This is a genomic window from Wujia sp. (assembly GCF_056872695.1).
In genome coordinates this window covers 190,796-206,261 of the sequence record NZ_DBMFCD010000001.1, presented here as the reverse complement: position 1 = coordinate 206,261, position 15,466 = coordinate 190,796, and the positions used below count along the sequence as shown (strand labels likewise).

The window sequence follows — 15,466 nt, the reverse complement described above, 5'->3', positions numbered from 1 at the left end:
TCCTTTCAAACTTTGCACAAGCCATATAATGCGTACATCCACACGACACATGATGTGATACCGCGCGGATGTATTTTGTGAACGGTTATTTATCCTCTTTCTATCATCATCCAAGCGCTACATCAAGCACCATCATCAGCGCAAAGCCAATCGCTGTCCCGATCGTTCCAATATTCGTGTGCTCGCCTGCCTGTGCTTCCGGAATCAGTTCCTCCACAACGACATAGATCATCGCACCGGCCGCAAAAGACAGAAAATACGGAAGGATCCGTGTCATCTGTGCTGCAAGCAGGATCGTCAGAAATCCAAACACCGGCTCCACTGCACCGGATGCCATGCCACACAAGAATGCTTTCGGCTTTCCCATTCCCTCGCCCTTTAACGGCATAGAGACAATCGCACCTTCCGGGAAATTCTGAATCGCAATACCAAGCGACAGGGCAAATGCACCCGTAATCGTAATTCCCGCATTGCCTGCAAGCGCACCGGCAATCGTGACACCGACCGCCATGCCTTCCGGTATATTGTGTAGCGTGATTGCAAACAGCATCATCAGTGTCTTACTGATCTTCGTATGTACACCCTCCGGCTTATCACTGTTTAAGTGCAGATGCGGAATCAGGGTATCCAATAACAATAAAAATGCGATACCAAACAAAAAGCCGACCGTTGCTGGCACCCACGCGATGCCGCCCTGTGTCTCCGTCATATCAATTGAAGGAATCAGAAGCGACCAGACCGATGCAGCGATCATCACGCCGGACGCAAAGCCAAGCAACGCTTTCTCAAGCTTCGGAGCGATCTTTTCTTTCATAAAAAATACCATTGCCGCGCCAAGTGTTGTTCCTATAAAAGGTATGCCAAGGGCAATCAATATATTCATATATGCCTCCTTATTTCATAGATATCCATATTATATACAAAATAACCGGAATCGGCAACAAAGAATAAAGGATTGCACGGTCAAAACCAATGCAATCCTTCCTTGGGGATTCAGATATAAGTAATAAGCATTTATTTGTTCAATTCTGTCACAAGCATCGGCAATGCACGCTCAAAGCATACGCCATACCAGTGTCCGTCGTCTGTTTTCTTAATGCTGTCCACAACGAAATCAGCAGCCATCTTTGCAGCTTCGGAAATCGTCTTTCCCTGCATCATCGCACCTGTAAAAGCTGCCGCATAACAATCGCCGGTTCCATGTGAGCTCTTTGGCACCTTCTCTGTGAAATAATATTCTGCTTTTTTCTCTGCGCAGTCATATACGACAACTCCGATTTTATCATCTTCGAAGCTGATGCCTTTTAAAACAATCTTCTTGCAGCCAAGCTTCGCAAGAGCCTCTAAAATCATCTGTACATACGCTTCATCCTGTCCTTCTAACCGCAGTTCACAGCCGGTCATAAATGCCGCCTCTGTGATATTCGGAAGGATAATATCCGCACTGCCGCAGAGTTTTGCCATCTGTGCAACAAACGCATCATCAAATCCATAGTACAGGCTTCCGTTATCCGCCATCGCCGGATCCACGATCAGAAGTCCGTCTTCCTTCACAACACGCTTTTTCAGATCATACACATATTCGATCTGCGTGATACTACCGAGATATCCGGTGTACAGGCAGTCAAAGCTGATTTTTTCTTTTTCCCAGTGATCCATAATGCCAGGGATATCCTCCGTCAGATCACGGAATGTATACCCGGTAAATCCGCCTGTATGTGTGGACAGCACAGCCGAAGGCAGTATGATAGTCTCTACGCCACATGCCGAAATGATTGGAAGTGCGACTGTAAGGGAACACTGTCCCATACATGAAATATCCTGAATTGTCAAAACCTTTTTATCTGTCATATTAAACACCTCTTTTTTATTTTCTCTAACTATATAGTCACTTTGACCTTGTGTAAATCTCCAATTGTAAAATATCTAAAAATGTCAGATTTACAAAAATATAAATATAGTTTATACTTTTTAAAAGAAAACATCCAATTCTATATAAAATAGCGGCATTTTCAACTTACAATGCCAGAATACAGAAAAAGGAGCTTATCATGTTAACCTACTCTTTCGATAAACGCGACGGTCAAAGCCTGTATGAATACCTTTATAACTGCATGAAAACTGACATTATAAACGGTGTTTTATCCCCAAATGAAAAGCTGCCATCCAAACGTGCATTTGCAAGCAATCACGGCATCAGTATTGTCACGGTTGAAAACACGTATGGGCAGCTTATGGCAGAAGGATACATCTATTCCAAACCCAAAAGTGGATTCTTCGTTTCCCCGATACAAAGTCAGATTGTTTCTACAAACAGTGAATCTGACCTTATTGAAGCAAAAAAAACTTACGTCCATGACAATTCCATCAACCTGATTTCCAATCATACAGCTCCGGAGAATTTTCCTTTTTCTATCTGGGCGAAGCTGACTCGTCAGATTTTAAGTGAGCAAAGTCCGGATCTGTTAGTGCCCCCACCTGCAGGCGGTGTACCAAAATTACGTACAGCCATTGCCAGACATCTGCACGAATTCCGTGGCATCAACGCATCCCCGGAACAGATCATGATCGGTGCCGGAACAGAATACCTGTATGGCCTGATCGTGCAGCTGCTTGGACGGGACCTTGTCTACGGACTGGAAAATCCGAGTTCCAAGAAGATCCGCAGCATCTATGAGGCGCTTGGTGTGAAGGTTGCACCGCTCGAGATGGACGAGGAGGGGATTCAATTAGATGCCCGGAATCTGACGATTCCCGACATCATCCAGATATCTCCATCCCACCATTTCCCAACCGGTATTGTAACTTCTGTGAGCCGAAGATACGGACTTTTGCAATGGGCAAACGAATCGAATTCCCGCTATATTATCGAAGATGATTTCGACAGCGAATTCCGTCTACAGGGAAAGCCGATCCCATCCCTATTCTCGATGGATACAACAGACAAGGTTATCTATTTTAACACCTTTACCAAAAGCCTTGCCTCCACGATACGTATCAGCTACATGGTTCTTCCCAAGTCGTTGCTGCACCTGTATTACAACAAGCTTGGCTTTTATGCCTGTACGGTATCGAATTTCGAGCAGTATACACTTGCAGCTTTTATACGGGATCAATATTTTGAGAAACATATCAATCGTATGCGGAACCACTATCGCAGTCTGCGCGATGAGTTGATTGCAGGTTTTAAGCAAAGTCCGCTTGCTGATAGGATCACAATCAGCCAGGAAAATGCAGGGCTGCATTTTCTGCTGCATATTGACAGCCAAAAAAGTGATCAGGAATTACAGGCGATGGCTCAGACACACGATATCACACTCGCATTCGTCTCCGATTATTACAGCTTTGATTTCAAATCCGATATAAGCCGGTACGATCACACCGCAATCATCAATTATTCCGGACTTGACATGGACGATATCCCGGTCGTGATTAAACGGCTCAGCAATGCCTGGAGCAATTCACTATGATGCCTGCAGCAACATTTCAATTATTTGAATTGTTCCATATATATCTTTGAAAATGTATATTTTCTTTGCAAACAACAAATGTTATACTCATGTTATCTTTATACGCAAACACAAAGGAGGATATTATGTTCGCTTATAATCTCTGGCAATGGATTGCCTTTTTCATCATCTACTGTCTCATCGGCTGGATCGGTGAAAGCTTATATGTTTCATGGGAACACAGGAAATGGGTCAATCGCGGATTCCTGCATGGTCCGTTTCTTCCGATTTACGGATTTGGTGCTGTGATCATTCTGATCTCCACCATTCCTGTCCGCAATAACTATTTTTTAATTTTCCTGTTCGGTATGCTTGGTGCCACCCTGCTTGAGTACTTTACCGGATGGGCCATGGAACAGATCTTCCATGTCAAATACTGGGATTACACCTACGACTTCTGTAACCTGCACGGTTATATCTGTCTTGGCTGTTCTCTCACATGGGGCGTCTGTGCACTGCTTCTGACCGGGCTTGTGCATACCCCGATTGAAAAACTTGTTTTATCCCTTCCTGCTGTACCTCTGATGGTCATCGATATCGTATTTGCAGTCTATTTTATCTGGGATATGATTACATCTGCACAGGAAGCATTCGATTTGAAGAAGATCATCCTTGAAAACGAGGAAGTCCAGCGTCTGCAGAAACGTCTTGATGTGATACATGCCTTTGCGGAGGACGACAAGGCAAAGTTCCAGGATTATCTGAAAGAGAAAGGATTGGAATTTAACAAGAGTAAAGAAGAACTCACCGAAGAATTCCAGAACCGGCTCCAGGCAGCCAAAGATCGTGTTGAACACCGCTCACAGAAGATGCGCAAGCATGCTACCCGCATCCTGCGTCGTAACCCGGGTTCTGTATCCTACAAGCATAAGGCAGAATTTGAATCGATCAAAGAACGCATTAACGAACTCAGAAAAACGAAATAATATAGAAAAAGGAAAATCCAGGCATTCCCTTATAAGGATGCCTGGATAAATTTTACGAATTTTTCCCGCGGAATCGGCTTCGAGAAGTAATATCCCTGAATATATTCACATTCAAGATCTGAGAAGAGCTCCAGCATTTCCGCTGTCTCCACCCCTTCTACCACAATCTTCATCTTCATTGCCTTAATCATATTAATTGCATTCGTCAGCACAATCCCAAGCTTCGGATTATCATATAACTCCGTAAATGTCCGGTCTAATTTAATAATATCAAATGGTAATTTTACGATACGCTGCATATTCGAATATCCGGTTCCAAAATCATCCAAAGAAAATTTTATTCCCATGTTGGTCAGATCTTCGATATTATCTTCTAACACCTGCTGAGAAATAGACGCCGCTGTCTCTGTAATCTCCAGATTCAGCTGTTCCGGTCGTACACCATACCGATTCAAAATCCCCATAATATGATCGGCCAGCTTCGGCTGCATACACTGTACCACAGACAAATTCACTTCGATATAGGACATTCCAAGCTTCTTATATTCGTCGCTTGCAATAAATGCACATACCTGTTCAAGCACAAAATCACCAATTTTGTGGATTGCTCCACTCTTCTCCGCTACCGGTATAAATACCTCCGGTGAGATAAAACCATACTTTTCATCCTTTAGCCGGATCAAAGCTTCCGCAGAATGGAACTTTTTCTCCTTCACAGAATAAATCGGCTGGTAATATACCTCGAACCGTTCATTTGACAACGCAGATTCAATAATCGCATCCATATCGTGCATCATATCAAAATGCAATTGTTTCATCAATTCTGAAGCCACCATGATATTGCCGGTAACAGGGAGTGTCTGTAATGTATCTCCAAACGCCATCAGCGTATCCACATCCGAGACATCTTCCGGGCAATCCGCAATACAAATATTGGCAATAAAATTGACCGACATCTGGTTGATCACAAAACAGGCTTTCAAAGTACGATTTATTTCTTCCGCTATATCCGGGACATGGTCAGACAGAGTATCTTCCAGCACATATCGGAATTTTCCTTGTCCCAGATAATACATTGCAGCCTTTAATTTCTTCTCTTTATCCAGGCGCATCATATATTCCGAAATCCCTGCCATCACCTGCATGCATTTCCCATATCCAAGTAATTCGAGCAAGGATGCATAGTTTGTAATGTTGACCATAATGATATGTAATGGCTTTCTCGTCCTGAACGCCTGCCGCATATCATCCATATACGCTGTAATTTTATTTAAGCCTGTCACTACATCCAACCGCTCTTCCGGACGCTGCAGCATCAGCGAAATAAACAACAGACCAATCGACATACAAAGCATCTCTACCAATGACGTCGGATAAAAATACTGTATAGCGACACCGGCAATTTCCGCCACAAAGACAATCCCCAGAGAAACGAGATATCTTCGCCGGAACATCTTCCGATGTATTCCAAGATAAACCAATCCGTAAATCAAATAAATCACTGCACATACATATAACAGCGTAAAATATTTACCTCGCGTATATTCATACTGTGCGTTGATATAAAAAATCCATTTTGTTGCCGGACTCGTCAGAATCAGTCCGGTTATCACAAGCACCGGAAACGATGACAAAAAGGCAAGCAGCCGTTTCGCCTTGAACAAATGCCAGGTATCTGTCATTGCTACCACATATGTAATATAAAATGGCATTTCTAAGCTATGCAGCACCAGGTATCCCATATGCGCCACATATTTGGTAAACACCTGCTGCACACCCAGATTATCCAGATGCACCGCCCAGATATCAAACAAAATTGTAAGCCATGCCACAACCAACACTTCCAAAAAGGAACGGTTCACTTTTCCCTTGATCATTCGTCTGAGAATCGTTGTTATAATCAGTATGGATATAATCAACATGGCACAATAATCATAATTGACATTTTTGTAAATGACTCCCATAGCTCCTCTTCTTTCGCTTCCATATACTTCTTACATATCCGGATATAAGAAATGAACCACATCCTCTGCCTGCATCTCCTGCAAATGGTACGGATCTGTCTCATCTTCCGTATACCACCGCATACTGACAGAATCCTCCAGATAGAAATACCCGACTCCGCACTCCGGATATCTCGAGTACCACGCCGGATACTGCCTCTGCATCACCTGTTCGGCAAGCTTCACCGCCTCACTTTTTGTGCCATCATTCAGATATGTCCCACAGATACGCACACCCGGCGGACTTGCATGTACCAAAAGCACACTCCCATCCGCGCAGCTTCCCAGGCTCATCCAGACATGCCCTTCCATACTGCATATATCGCCCGGTTTATAGTTTCCCTGCACCAGATACCCCCAACCGCGTGCCGCACAGGCACGTGCCATCTTCGACGCTCCGGTCACATATCCGGTCTCTCCGTTTCGGGTATGAAATACATTGTACAAAAGCCAGCCAACATAACCGGAGCAATCCAACCCATCGTGACTTTGATATCTGGTCTTGTCAAAATCATATGTTTCTGTCTGTCTTGCGGCATATTCCGCCCATCGCTTTGATACGCCAAGTGTGACAGCCTCCCTGCCAGCCCCTGCATCCTCCTGATTCCAGCCGCCGCCCCAGATATACATCGTCTGTCCAACCGGAAGCAGCGATGTCCGAAGCAGCCGTTCCATCGAAAATTCCCGCAGATGCTCCGGTGCCGGTCTGTGTAACACAAGACTCATCAAAATCCCTATTACGAAAAGCAGGATGCCTGCTGCACCCTGCCTGATGCGCGTGGAACTGTTCATATGTCATCTTCTTTCATATCCATCATTCAAACATATGATAAAGTTCCTGCACAATATTACTTTCTTTTACTTACAAAGTTCTGCTACAACCGCATTGATCACCTTGCCGTCTGCCTTGCCCTTTAACTGTGGCATAACCGTCTTCATGATCATTCCCTTGTTCTTTGTAGCGATCACATCTGCACATTTCTCTGTCAGAAATGCCTTTACCTCATCCTCGCTCATCAAAGATGGCGCATACTCGTTAATGACATCGTAACGTGCCTGATACTCTGCAAGCAGGTCTGTACGCTCTGCCGGGCAGGTATCGATCTGCTCTTTTGCTGTCTTTAACTCCTTTAAGATTACACGATCTACCAGTTCTTCCTTGATGTCATCGCGGCAGCCCTCGTCGATGGCTACCTTCTTCACTGCGGAAATCAGAGAAGAGATGGAATCCTTTCTTGCCTTATCTCTTGCCTTCATAGCGGCAATCATGTCTTTCTGTAATGTTTCTAACTGCATAATTTTATTCCTCCATTCATATTTATACGGATATGGACACACCATCCTGCGGATGCTGTGTCAGGTCGTAACTGCCATCCTAAAATGTGACTTCATCACATTGGGCGATTACTCTTCATTCATCTTGGCAAGCTTCGCTGCCTGGTCCGCGGCGATACATGCATCGATAATCTCTTGAATATCTCCATTCATAATCTTGTCCAATTTGTATAATGTCAGTCCGATCCGGTGATCGGTTACACGTCCCTGTGGGAAATTGTAAGTACGGATCTTCTCGGAACGGTCACCCGTACCAACCTGGCTCTTACGCAGATCTGCTTCCGCATCATGACGCTTCTGCATTTCGATATCCAACAGCTTTGTACGAAGCAGGGCAAACGCCTTTGCCTTATTCTGAAGCTGTGATTTCTCTGTCTGGCTGTAGATCACGATTCCGGTTGGAATATGGGTCAGACGCACCGCAGAATCGGTCGTATTGACACACTGTCCCCCATTACCGGACGCACGCATGACATCGATACGGATATCCTTATCCGGGATATCAATCTCATCCACTTCCTCCGCCTCCGGAAGTACTGCTACACTGGCGGTACTTGTATGGATTCGTCCGCCACTCTCTGTCTCCGGTACACGCTGCACACGATGGACTCCACTCTCATATTTCAATACGGAATACGCACCATTTCCAGTTACCATTGCGGTTACTGATTTCATACCACCGATACCAATTTCTTCGGCTTCCATGAGTTCAACCTTCCAATGGCGGCTCTCCGCATAATGCACATACATACGGTAAAGCTCTGCTGCAAAAAGTGCTGCCTCATCACCACCGGCACCTGCACGGATCTCCAGGATAACATTTCGCTCATCGTTCGGGTCTTTTGGCAGGAGAAGGATTTTAAGCTCATTTTCGCACTGCTCAACCTGCTGTTTTGCGGAAGAAAGTTCTTCCTTCAGCATCTCGCGCATTTCTTCATCACTTTCACCTTCCAGCATGGATATGCTGTCCTCAATCGTCTGCTTGGCTTCCTTGTATTCCTGATATTTCTCTACGATTGGAGCCAGGTTTGCCTGCTCCTTCATCAAATTCTTAAATCTCTCTGCATTACTTGCCACGTTCGGATCTGAAAGTTCATTTTGTAATTCGTCCAGACGGGCTACCAGGTCCTCTAATTTATCAAACATGTTTTTATCCTCCAACTATTTTTCTATCTCAATATACCCTTCCTATGTGCCAAACCTCTATAACATCTCATTTATCCAATTATATACGCCACAAGGATTATCTGGCTGTTTCAGCCAAATCAGGTATCTCATTATGTATTTTCTCTTATCCGAGTGCAGGATACCGTGCCATCACGATCCGGTCAAGTCCCGCATAATCTTTCATTCCCTCTATATCCACATATCCGTTCTCTACAAGGAATCCCCGAACAGCGTCCAGCTGATCCTGTCCGATTTCAAACAGTATATATCCATCTTCATACAGATACTCCCTCGCTTCCCGAATTATCTTATCATAAAAATACAATCCATCCGCTTTTCCGTCAAGTGCCAGATGTGGTTCAAAATCACGCACCTCTGCCATAAGCTTTGGAATCTCATCCGTCCGGATATATGGCGGATTTGATATTATCATATCATATTGTTCTTCAATCTGCGCAAATAAATCGGTCTGTATCACCGTACAATCTGCCTGTAACCGCTCCCGATTTTTCTTTGTAAGAGTAATTGCCGCATCCGAAATATCCGCAAGGTCAACCGATACAGCCGGAACAAGTTTTGACACACTGATTCCGATACAGCCACTCCCACAACACATATCTAACACACGCAACTTTCCGTCACCGGTTTGTTTCCGTTTTTTCTCTCTGAGTTTCTCCAGTTTTCCGCATGCCTGTTCCACGAGAAGCTCCGTCTCCGGTCTTGGGATCAGCACTTCCGGCGCTGTTGCAAACTCCATCCCCATAAATTCCTGTGACCCAAGAATATACTGGCATGGCTTATGCGTCATGCGTTCCGTGACATAGGCACGAAGCTTCCGCGCCTGTTCCTCTGTTGCTTCCTCTGCCATACGCAGAATCAGTGTCGAATATGTACAGCCTGCCACATCCATCGTCAAAAGCCGGATATCACTGTCCGCCTCCGGAATGTCTGCCTGTCTCAGGCGCTCTAATTCTTCCTTCATCAATGCCTGCCACGTCATAGTTTTCCTCATTTCTTACTCTTTGCCTGCTCTGCCAGATATGCACGCCAGTCCAAAACCGCCTCCACCGAAGCAATCGCAACCTCGACCATATCCTCGGTTGGCTCTTTCGTTGTCAGTCTCTGAATCAAAAGTCCCGGCTTACTCAAAACATTTGCAATCCACGAATCACTGTTTCCTGCAAACCGGATAAATTCATAAGAAATTCCTGCAATCAGCGGAACAAGCAATACACGCAGCAATAACCGCAGCCACATCGCATCTACCGAAATGCACATAAACACTAAAATACTTACGATCATAACAATGAACAGAAAGCTCGTTCCACATCGTTTGTGGAACCGGGACGCCTGCATGACATTCTCCACCGTCAGTTCATGCCCATGCTCCAAGCAGTTGATCGTCTTATGCTCCGCACCATGGTACATATAGGTTCGTTTAATCTCCTCCATACGGGAAATTGCGATTACATAACCAAGGAAAATAATCAGCCGGATCACACCCTCGATGAGCCCAATCAGAACATGATTTTTTACCACATCGTCGAGCAACGATGCAATCCACGCCGGAAGCAACATAAAAAGTCCGATTGCAAGCACAATCGAAAATGCAACTGTCCCTGCCATCTCCGCTTTCTCTGCCCGAGCCTCCTGTTCCTTCGTCTTCTCTTTCTTCTTTTTCTTTTCCTTTATCGGTGTATCTTCTTCCTCATCTTCGAAGAACTGCGCCGAATACATCAGTGTCTTTACGCCAATGACCAGAGACTGTACAAAATTATATACACCACGCACAATCGGAATATTACAGATCGCCGGTCGTTCCGACGTTCCTGCACACGCATTTACTTTTACATCTATTTCTTTATCTGGTTTGCGGACCGCTACCGCATACCGGTTATTGTTACGCATCATCACGCCTTCCATAACCGCCTGTCCGCCAATATTAATTCTGCTCATAATTCTCCTGTCCTATACATAAGAAAATAGGCTTGCTACATATCGTAACAAGCCTATTCCATGTCTTCTCAGTATTATGCCTGAACGCCGTACTTACGGTTGAACTTATCGATTCTACCACGAGCCTGAGCAGCCTTCTGCTGACCTGTGTAGAATGAATGGCACTTTGAACAAATTTCAACATGGATATCTTCCTTAGTTGAACCTGTCACGAACTCATTACCACAGTTGCAAACAACCTTTGCCTGATAATACGCTGGATGGATTCCTTCTCTCATTTCTTTCACCTCTTAAAATATACTTGCTGCCATGTGCTAGACATAGCAGACTATTCATTACACAACATACGGATTTTATCATACCATATCAAGAAATTCAAGCATTTTTTGATATTTCGTATAAATATTTTCTATAAATATTATTTATGAATAATACCATTTTTCTGATATATTTTTATCTTCTGCCATAAGGCAAAATCTTCTTTACCATCTCGATGAATTCCCGATTATTCTTTGTTCTTGCAAACAGCTTCAGAATCTCATCTGTAAATTCTTCGGATTTTGCAGAGGTTAATGCCTTATGAATCATATTGACTGCCTCCTGCTCCTCCGGTGTCAGAAGCAGATCATCCCGTCTCGTACCGGACTTTGCAATATCAATAGCTGGGAAGATACGCTTCTCGGATAACTTCCGGTCAAGCACCAGTTCCATGTTACCAGTTCCCTTGAACTCCTCAAACACGACATCATCCATACGGCTTCCGGTCTCTACCAGTGCTGTTGCAAGGATCGTCAGACTTCCGCCCTCCCGCATATTACGCGCCGCACCGAAAAACCGCTTTGGCATATGCAGTGCTGCCGGATCCAGACCACCGGATAATGTTCTTCCACTTGGTGGTACAGTAAGATTATACGCTCTTGCCAGTCTTGTGATACTGTCAAGCAGAATCACAACATCCTTGCCATGCTCTACCAGCCGCTTTGCACGCTCGATTACCATCTCTGAAACACGCTTATGGTGATCTGGAAGCTCATCAAACGTCGAATAGATAACTTCGACATTTTCCCCCTCGATAGATTCGCGGATATCTGTCACTTCCTCCGGACGTTCATCAATCAAAAGCACGATCAGATGCATGTCCCGGTTTCTTGTGCTGATACTTTTTGCAATCGCTTTTAATAAGGTTGTCTTACCTGCCTTCGGAGGCGATACGATCATTCCTCTCTGGCCTTTTCCAATCGGAGAAAGCAGATCCACGATACGGATTGCTACCGGAGCACCTGTCTCATCGAGTGAGATACGCTCATTCGGGAAGATCGGGGTCAGATCTTCAAACGGCTTGCGCTTTGCCGCTACCGAAGGCAGCATGCCATTTACATGCCGGATAAACAAAAGCGCTGAGAATTTCTCTCCCTGTGTCTTGTTCCGCACCGGTCCACCGATGATATCACCCTTCTTCAAACAGAATTTCCGGATCTGTACCGGTGATACATAGATATCCCTGTCTCCCGGCAGATAATTTGCACTACGGATAAATCCATACCCCTCAGTCATAACCTCCAGAATACCATTTGCTTCCGAACCGCTATCCAGCTTCGGATTATATTCCTGTCCGTCAAATGCCTGGATTTCTGCTTCTGTCTCCCCTTCCTCAGGTTCGATATTCCGAAGCTCCTGATAATTTTCTGCTGGATTTTTTGTACGATTCGCCTGTCTTGTATCCGGACGGACCTTTGCCATTTCCTGTGTCTTTCGTTCTGCTACTTTCTTCTGTTCTGCTTCTTTTTTCTTCGCTGCCATCATCTTCTCCATATTTTCCAGAAGCTCGGCAAGCTCGGCTTTTTTGAGCGTTGAAATATTGCGGATTCCTTTTTCCTTCGCATATTCCCGTAACTCAGCCAAAGACATTTTTCTAAATTCCATTCGTGTCTCCTTTTTGAAATACTCTGCTTACTATTTTTACATTTTACTAAATCAATTATATTCTCTAATTCTGGGGCATCTCACTGAATAATGAAGTGATAACTTATACCTTTAGAAAGATTAAATTTATCTTAGCACACTTATTGAAGCACGTAAACCTTTAATTTTGCTTTTTTTCTTGATTTTTACTTTCTTGTAGCGTAAAGTAAAAATGACACAATAGGAGGAAACTATCATGGAAGGGTTATTACTTTACAAATTAATGATTTTATATATGCTGGATCGCACGGATTATACAATGACAAACTCCCTGATCTCTGGTTTTATCGTTGGAAAGGATTACACCAGTGTATTCAATCTGCATGAATCCCTAAGCGAACTGATCAACGACGAGTTTATCTCCACAGACACGATCCGTGATACGATTCATTACAAAATCACGAGCTCCGGGGAGGAGGCACTCTCTTATTTCGAGAACCGTCTGCCTTACGCCATCAAGGAGGATATCTTAGAATACCTCAAAGCAGAACGTATCAACGTAAAAAAAGAGTCCGAAATCTATGCGGACTACTTTTACAACGATTCAAACTGGTACACCGTACAGTGTATTATCAAGGATCGAAAGGAAACCCTGATCGATCTGAAATTCGATGTTCCTACAAAATCACAAGCCGAAACTATTTGCAACAACTGGCGAAGCAAAAGTTCCGGCATTTATGAATATCTTGTCAATCAACTGTGGATGTCTGAATAGAATCTTCAATCAGATTCCAAATCTCCTCTTTTCCCTGTTTTGATACAGCGGAGAAGGGGATTATTTTTGTCTCTTTTCCACATCCCAGCGTCTCTCGAATCACTTTTATGTTCTTGTCTTTCTGACTCCGCTTGATCTTGTCCAGCTTCGTCGCTATGATAACCGGCTCATATCCATTTGCCACGATCCAGTTATACATCGTTACATCATTTTCTCCCGGTGCATGCCGGATATCAATCAAAAGCAATACCGCCTTTAACTGCGACGATGCATGCAGATACCGTTCGATCATCTTCCCCCATTTGTTACGGATCTCCTGCGATACCTTCGCATAGCCATAACCAGGCAGATCTACAAAATACAGATTCTTGTTGATATTATAGAAATTGATCGTCTGTGTCTTTCCGGGCGATGCCGAAGTCCTCGCCAGCGATTTCCGGTTCAGTAAACCATTAATCAGCGAAGACTTTCCAACATTCGATTTGCCCGCAAAAGCAATCTCCGGGAATGTATTTTCCGGCAATTTACTCGTAATGCCGCATACTGTTTCTAATTCTGCTGATTTGATAACCATTACGCAATTGAATCCTCTTGCTTTATCCGCTTACGGGAAGCGTTTTTCTTCGTTCTAGGTTCGTCTGAACGCTCAATGACCGGACCTGCAACGCCATCCACCATATCCTTTGTGATACGACAGCTGACAACGGTATCATCGGAAGGAATCTCATACATCTGTTCCATGATCGTCTTCTCGATGATTGCACGCAATCCTCTCGCACCTGTCTTTCTTGTCATAGCTTCCTTCGCAATCTCTCGAAGCGCATCCTCGTCAAAGATCAGTTCAACACCATCTAATTCAAACAGCTTCTTATACTGCTTGCAGATGGAACTCTTCGGCTCTGACAAAATCCGTACCAGTGCATCCTCATCCAGCAAATCCAGCGTAACGCTGACCGGTACACGTCCGATAAACTCCGGAATCAGACCATATTTTACAAAATCCTCTGGCAATACCTGTTTTAAAATCTCGCCAACCTTCTTGTCTGAAGAACGGTCTGCAATCTCTGCATTAAATCCGATGGACTTCTTACCGATACGGTTATCGATAATCTTCTCCATGCCCTCAAATGCACCACCACAGATAAAGAGAATATTCGTTGTATCAATCTGGATAAACTCCTGCTGTGGATGCTTTCTTCCACCCTGTGGTGGCACAGAAGCAACAGTACCCTCGATAATCTTCAAAAGTGCCTGTTGTACACCCTCACCGGATACATCACGTGTAATCGATACATTCTCTGATTTCTTCGTGATCTTATCAATTTCATCAATATAGATAATTCCATGCTGTGCACGCTCAATATCATAATCGGCTGCCTGAATCAGCTTCAATAAGATATTCTCTACATCTTCACCGACATATCCTGCCTCTGTCAAAGCAGTTGCATCTGCGATTGCAAACGGAACATTCAAAAGCTTTGCCAATGTCTGTGCCAGATATGTCTTACCGGAACCCGTAGGTCCTATCATAATAATATTACTCTTCTGAAGCTCGACATCAAAATCTTTCTCCGCCAGAATACGCTTATAGTGATTGTACACCGCCACAGAAAGTACTTTCTTTGCCTGTTCCTGTCCAATGACATAATCATCCAGGAATTCTTTGATTTCCTTCGGCTTCAAGAGATTGATCTCAGAGTCAGAAGGCTCGTTATCAAATTCATCCTGTATGATCTCAGAACAAATCTCAATACACTCATCACAGATATATACATTCGGACCAGCAATCAGCTTGCGCACCTGCTCCTGTGACTTGTTACAGAACGAACATCTTACTTTTTTCTTATCGTCTGAACGATTTGCCATTCTAATTATCTCCTAACTAAGTGAAGC

General features: G+C 44.2%; 15 protein-coding genes. 3 read left to right on the top strand and 12 right to left on the bottom strand.

From position 1 onward, the window contains the following. Window positions 1-106: 106 nt before the first annotated feature. Together ACZQK9_RS00970 and ACZQK9_RS00965 are read right to left on the bottom strand one after the other, a co-directional pair. Window positions 107-883 (bottom strand): ZIP family metal transporter, encoded by a 777-nt coding sequence (locus ACZQK9_RS00970; protein ID WP_483269338.1) that lies wholly within the window; start codon window positions 881-883, stop codon window positions 107-109. Between the two features lie 131 nt (window positions 884-1,014). After that, a complete protein-coding gene (locus ACZQK9_RS00965; protein ID WP_216506945.1) occupies window positions 1,015-1,851 on the bottom strand; it encodes a pyridoxamine kinase in 837 nt (278 codons plus the stop codon). A 200-nt stretch (window positions 1,852-2,051) separates the two neighbouring features. Between ACZQK9_RS00965 and pdxR the strand changes: the two genes are divergently transcribed. Continuing rightward, window positions 2,052-3,470 carry a MocR-like pyridoxine biosynthesis transcription factor PdxR gene (gene pdxR / locus ACZQK9_RS00960; protein ID WP_483269337.1) on the top strand — a complete coding sequence of 473 codons (1,419 nt, stop codon included), beginning with the start codon at window positions 2,052-2,054 and terminating at the stop codon, window positions 3,468-3,470. A gap of 125 nt (window positions 3,471-3,595) precedes the next feature. Beyond that, the gene (locus ACZQK9_RS00955; RefSeq protein WP_178016541.1) at window positions 3,596-4,435 is read left to right on the top strand and encodes a putative ABC transporter permease; all 840 of its coding nucleotides are present in this window, start codon (window positions 3,596-3,598) and stop codon (window positions 4,433-4,435) included. Between the two features lie 29 nt (window positions 4,436-4,464). On the opposite strand, the gene ACZQK9_RS00950 is transcribed toward ACZQK9_RS00955, so the two are convergent. From ACZQK9_RS00950 to rho, 8 genes are all read right to left on the bottom strand, one after another. Beyond that, window positions 4,465-6,399: an EAL domain-containing protein gene (locus ACZQK9_RS00950; protein WP_483269336.1), complete on the bottom strand. Its 1,935-nt coding sequence runs from the start codon at window positions 6,397-6,399 to the stop codon at window positions 4,465-4,467. 30 nt (window positions 6,400-6,429) lie between these two features. Further along, a complete protein-coding gene (locus ACZQK9_RS00945) occupies window positions 6,430-7,230 on the bottom strand; it encodes a hypothetical protein (protein ID WP_483269335.1) in 801 nt (266 codons plus the stop codon). Between the two features lie 66 nt (window positions 7,231-7,296). Next, a complete protein-coding gene (locus tag ACZQK9_RS00940; protein ID WP_021984266.1) occupies window positions 7,297-7,734 on the bottom strand; it encodes a GatB/YqeY domain-containing protein in 438 nt (145 codons plus the stop codon). Window positions 7,735-7,842: 108 nt separating this feature from the next. Next, the gene (gene prfA / locus ACZQK9_RS00935) at window positions 7,843-8,919 is read right to left on the bottom strand and encodes a peptide chain release factor 1 (RefSeq protein WP_216506952.1); all 1,077 of its coding nucleotides are present in this window, start codon (window positions 8,917-8,919) and stop codon (window positions 7,843-7,845) included. 145 nt (window positions 8,920-9,064) lie between these two features. Next, window positions 9,065-9,940, bottom strand: coding sequence for a peptide chain release factor N(5)-glutamine methyltransferase (prmC, locus tag ACZQK9_RS00930; protein WP_483269334.1), 876 nt, complete (start codon window positions 9,938-9,940; stop codon window positions 9,065-9,067). 8 nt (window positions 9,941-9,948) lie between these two features. Then, the gene (locus ACZQK9_RS00925) at window positions 9,949-10,896 is read right to left on the bottom strand and encodes a DUF1385 domain-containing protein (protein WP_178016535.1); all 948 of its coding nucleotides are present in this window, start codon (window positions 10,894-10,896) and stop codon (window positions 9,949-9,951) included. A gap of 74 nt (window positions 10,897-10,970) precedes the next feature. Then, entirely contained in the window at window positions 10,971-11,174 is a 204-nt protein-coding gene (rpmE, locus tag ACZQK9_RS00920; protein WP_021984262.1) for a 50S ribosomal protein L31, read from the bottom strand. Window positions 11,175-11,349: 175 nt separating this feature from the next. Beyond that, window positions 11,350-12,819, bottom strand: coding sequence for a transcription termination factor Rho (gene rho, locus ACZQK9_RS00915; protein WP_178016534.1), 1,470 nt, complete (start codon window positions 12,817-12,819; stop codon window positions 11,350-11,352). 235 nt (window positions 12,820-13,054) lie between these two features. Here rho and ACZQK9_RS00910 point away from each other — a divergent pair, with 235 nt between their 5' ends. Continuing rightward, entirely contained in the window at window positions 13,055-13,573 is a 519-nt protein-coding gene (locus tag ACZQK9_RS00910; RefSeq protein WP_021984260.1) for a DUF4364 family protein, read from the top strand. Here the strand turns inward: ACZQK9_RS00910 and yihA are convergent. Together yihA and clpX are read right to left on the bottom strand one after the other, a co-directional pair. Continuing rightward, window positions 13,548-14,147 (bottom strand): ribosome biogenesis GTP-binding protein YihA/YsxC, encoded by a 600-nt coding sequence (gene yihA, locus ACZQK9_RS00905; protein WP_216506958.1) that lies wholly within the window; start codon window positions 14,145-14,147, stop codon window positions 13,548-13,550. The genes ACZQK9_RS00910 and yihA overlap by 26 nt on opposite strands. Then, complete coding sequence (gene clpX, locus ACZQK9_RS00900) at window positions 14,147-15,439, bottom strand: ATP-dependent Clp protease ATP-binding subunit ClpX (protein WP_216506960.1); 1,293 nt, start codon at window positions 15,437-15,439, stop codon at window positions 14,147-14,149. The genes yihA and clpX overlap by 1 nt, the downstream gene beginning before the upstream one ends. Between the last annotated feature and the right edge of the window lie 27 nt (window positions 15,440-15,466).

Excerpts from the sequence above, each read along its gene's own strand:
- ACZQK9_RS00970 (WP_483269338.1), bottom strand. The coding sequence starts at position 883 with ATGAATATATTGATTGCCCTTGGCATACCTTTTATAGGAACAACACTT.
- ACZQK9_RS00965 (WP_216506945.1), bottom strand. The coding sequence starts at position 1,851 with ATGACAGATAAAAAGGTTTTGACAATTCAGGATATTTCATGTATGGGA.
- pdxR (WP_483269337.1), top strand. The coding sequence starts at position 2,052 with ATGTTAACCTACTCTTTCGATAAACGCGACGGTCAAAGCCTGTATGAA.
- ACZQK9_RS00955 (WP_178016541.1), top strand. The coding sequence starts at position 3,596 with ATGTTCGCTTATAATCTCTGGCAATGGATTGCCTTTTTCATCATCTAC.
- ACZQK9_RS00950 (WP_483269336.1), bottom strand. The coding sequence starts at position 6,399 with ATGGGAGTCATTTACAAAAATGTCAATTATGATTATTGTGCCATGTTG.
- ACZQK9_RS00945 (WP_483269335.1), bottom strand. The coding sequence starts at position 7,230 with ATGAACAGTTCCACGCGCATCAGGCAGGGTGCAGCAGGCATCCTGCTT.
- ACZQK9_RS00940 (WP_021984266.1), bottom strand. The coding sequence starts at position 7,734 with ATGCAGTTAGAAACATTACAGAAAGACATGATTGCCGCTATGAAGGCA.
- prfA (WP_216506952.1), bottom strand. The coding sequence starts at position 8,919 with ATGTTTGATAAATTAGAGGACCTGGTAGCCCGTCTGGACGAATTACAA.
- prmC (WP_483269334.1), bottom strand. The coding sequence starts at position 9,940 with ATGACGTGGCAGGCATTGATGAAGGAAGAATTAGAGCGCCTGAGACAG.
- ACZQK9_RS00925 (WP_178016535.1), bottom strand. The coding sequence starts at position 10,896 with ATGAGCAGAATTAATATTGGCGGACAGGCGGTTATGGAAGGCGTGATG.
- rpmE (WP_021984262.1), bottom strand. The coding sequence starts at position 11,174 with ATGAGAGAAGGAATCCATCCAGCGTATTATCAGGCAAAGGTTGTTTGC.
- rho (WP_178016534.1), bottom strand. The coding sequence starts at position 12,819 with ATGGAATTTAGAAAAATGTCTTTGGCTGAGTTACGGGAATATGCGAAG.
- ACZQK9_RS00910 (WP_021984260.1), top strand. The coding sequence starts at position 13,055 with ATGGAAGGGTTATTACTTTACAAATTAATGATTTTATATATGCTGGAT.
- yihA (WP_216506958.1), bottom strand. The coding sequence starts at position 14,147 with ATGGTTATCAAATCAGCAGAATTAGAAACAGTATGCGGCATTACGAGT.
- clpX (WP_216506960.1), bottom strand. The coding sequence starts at position 15,439 with ATGGCAAATCGTTCAGACGATAAGAAAAAAGTAAGATGTTCGTTCTGT.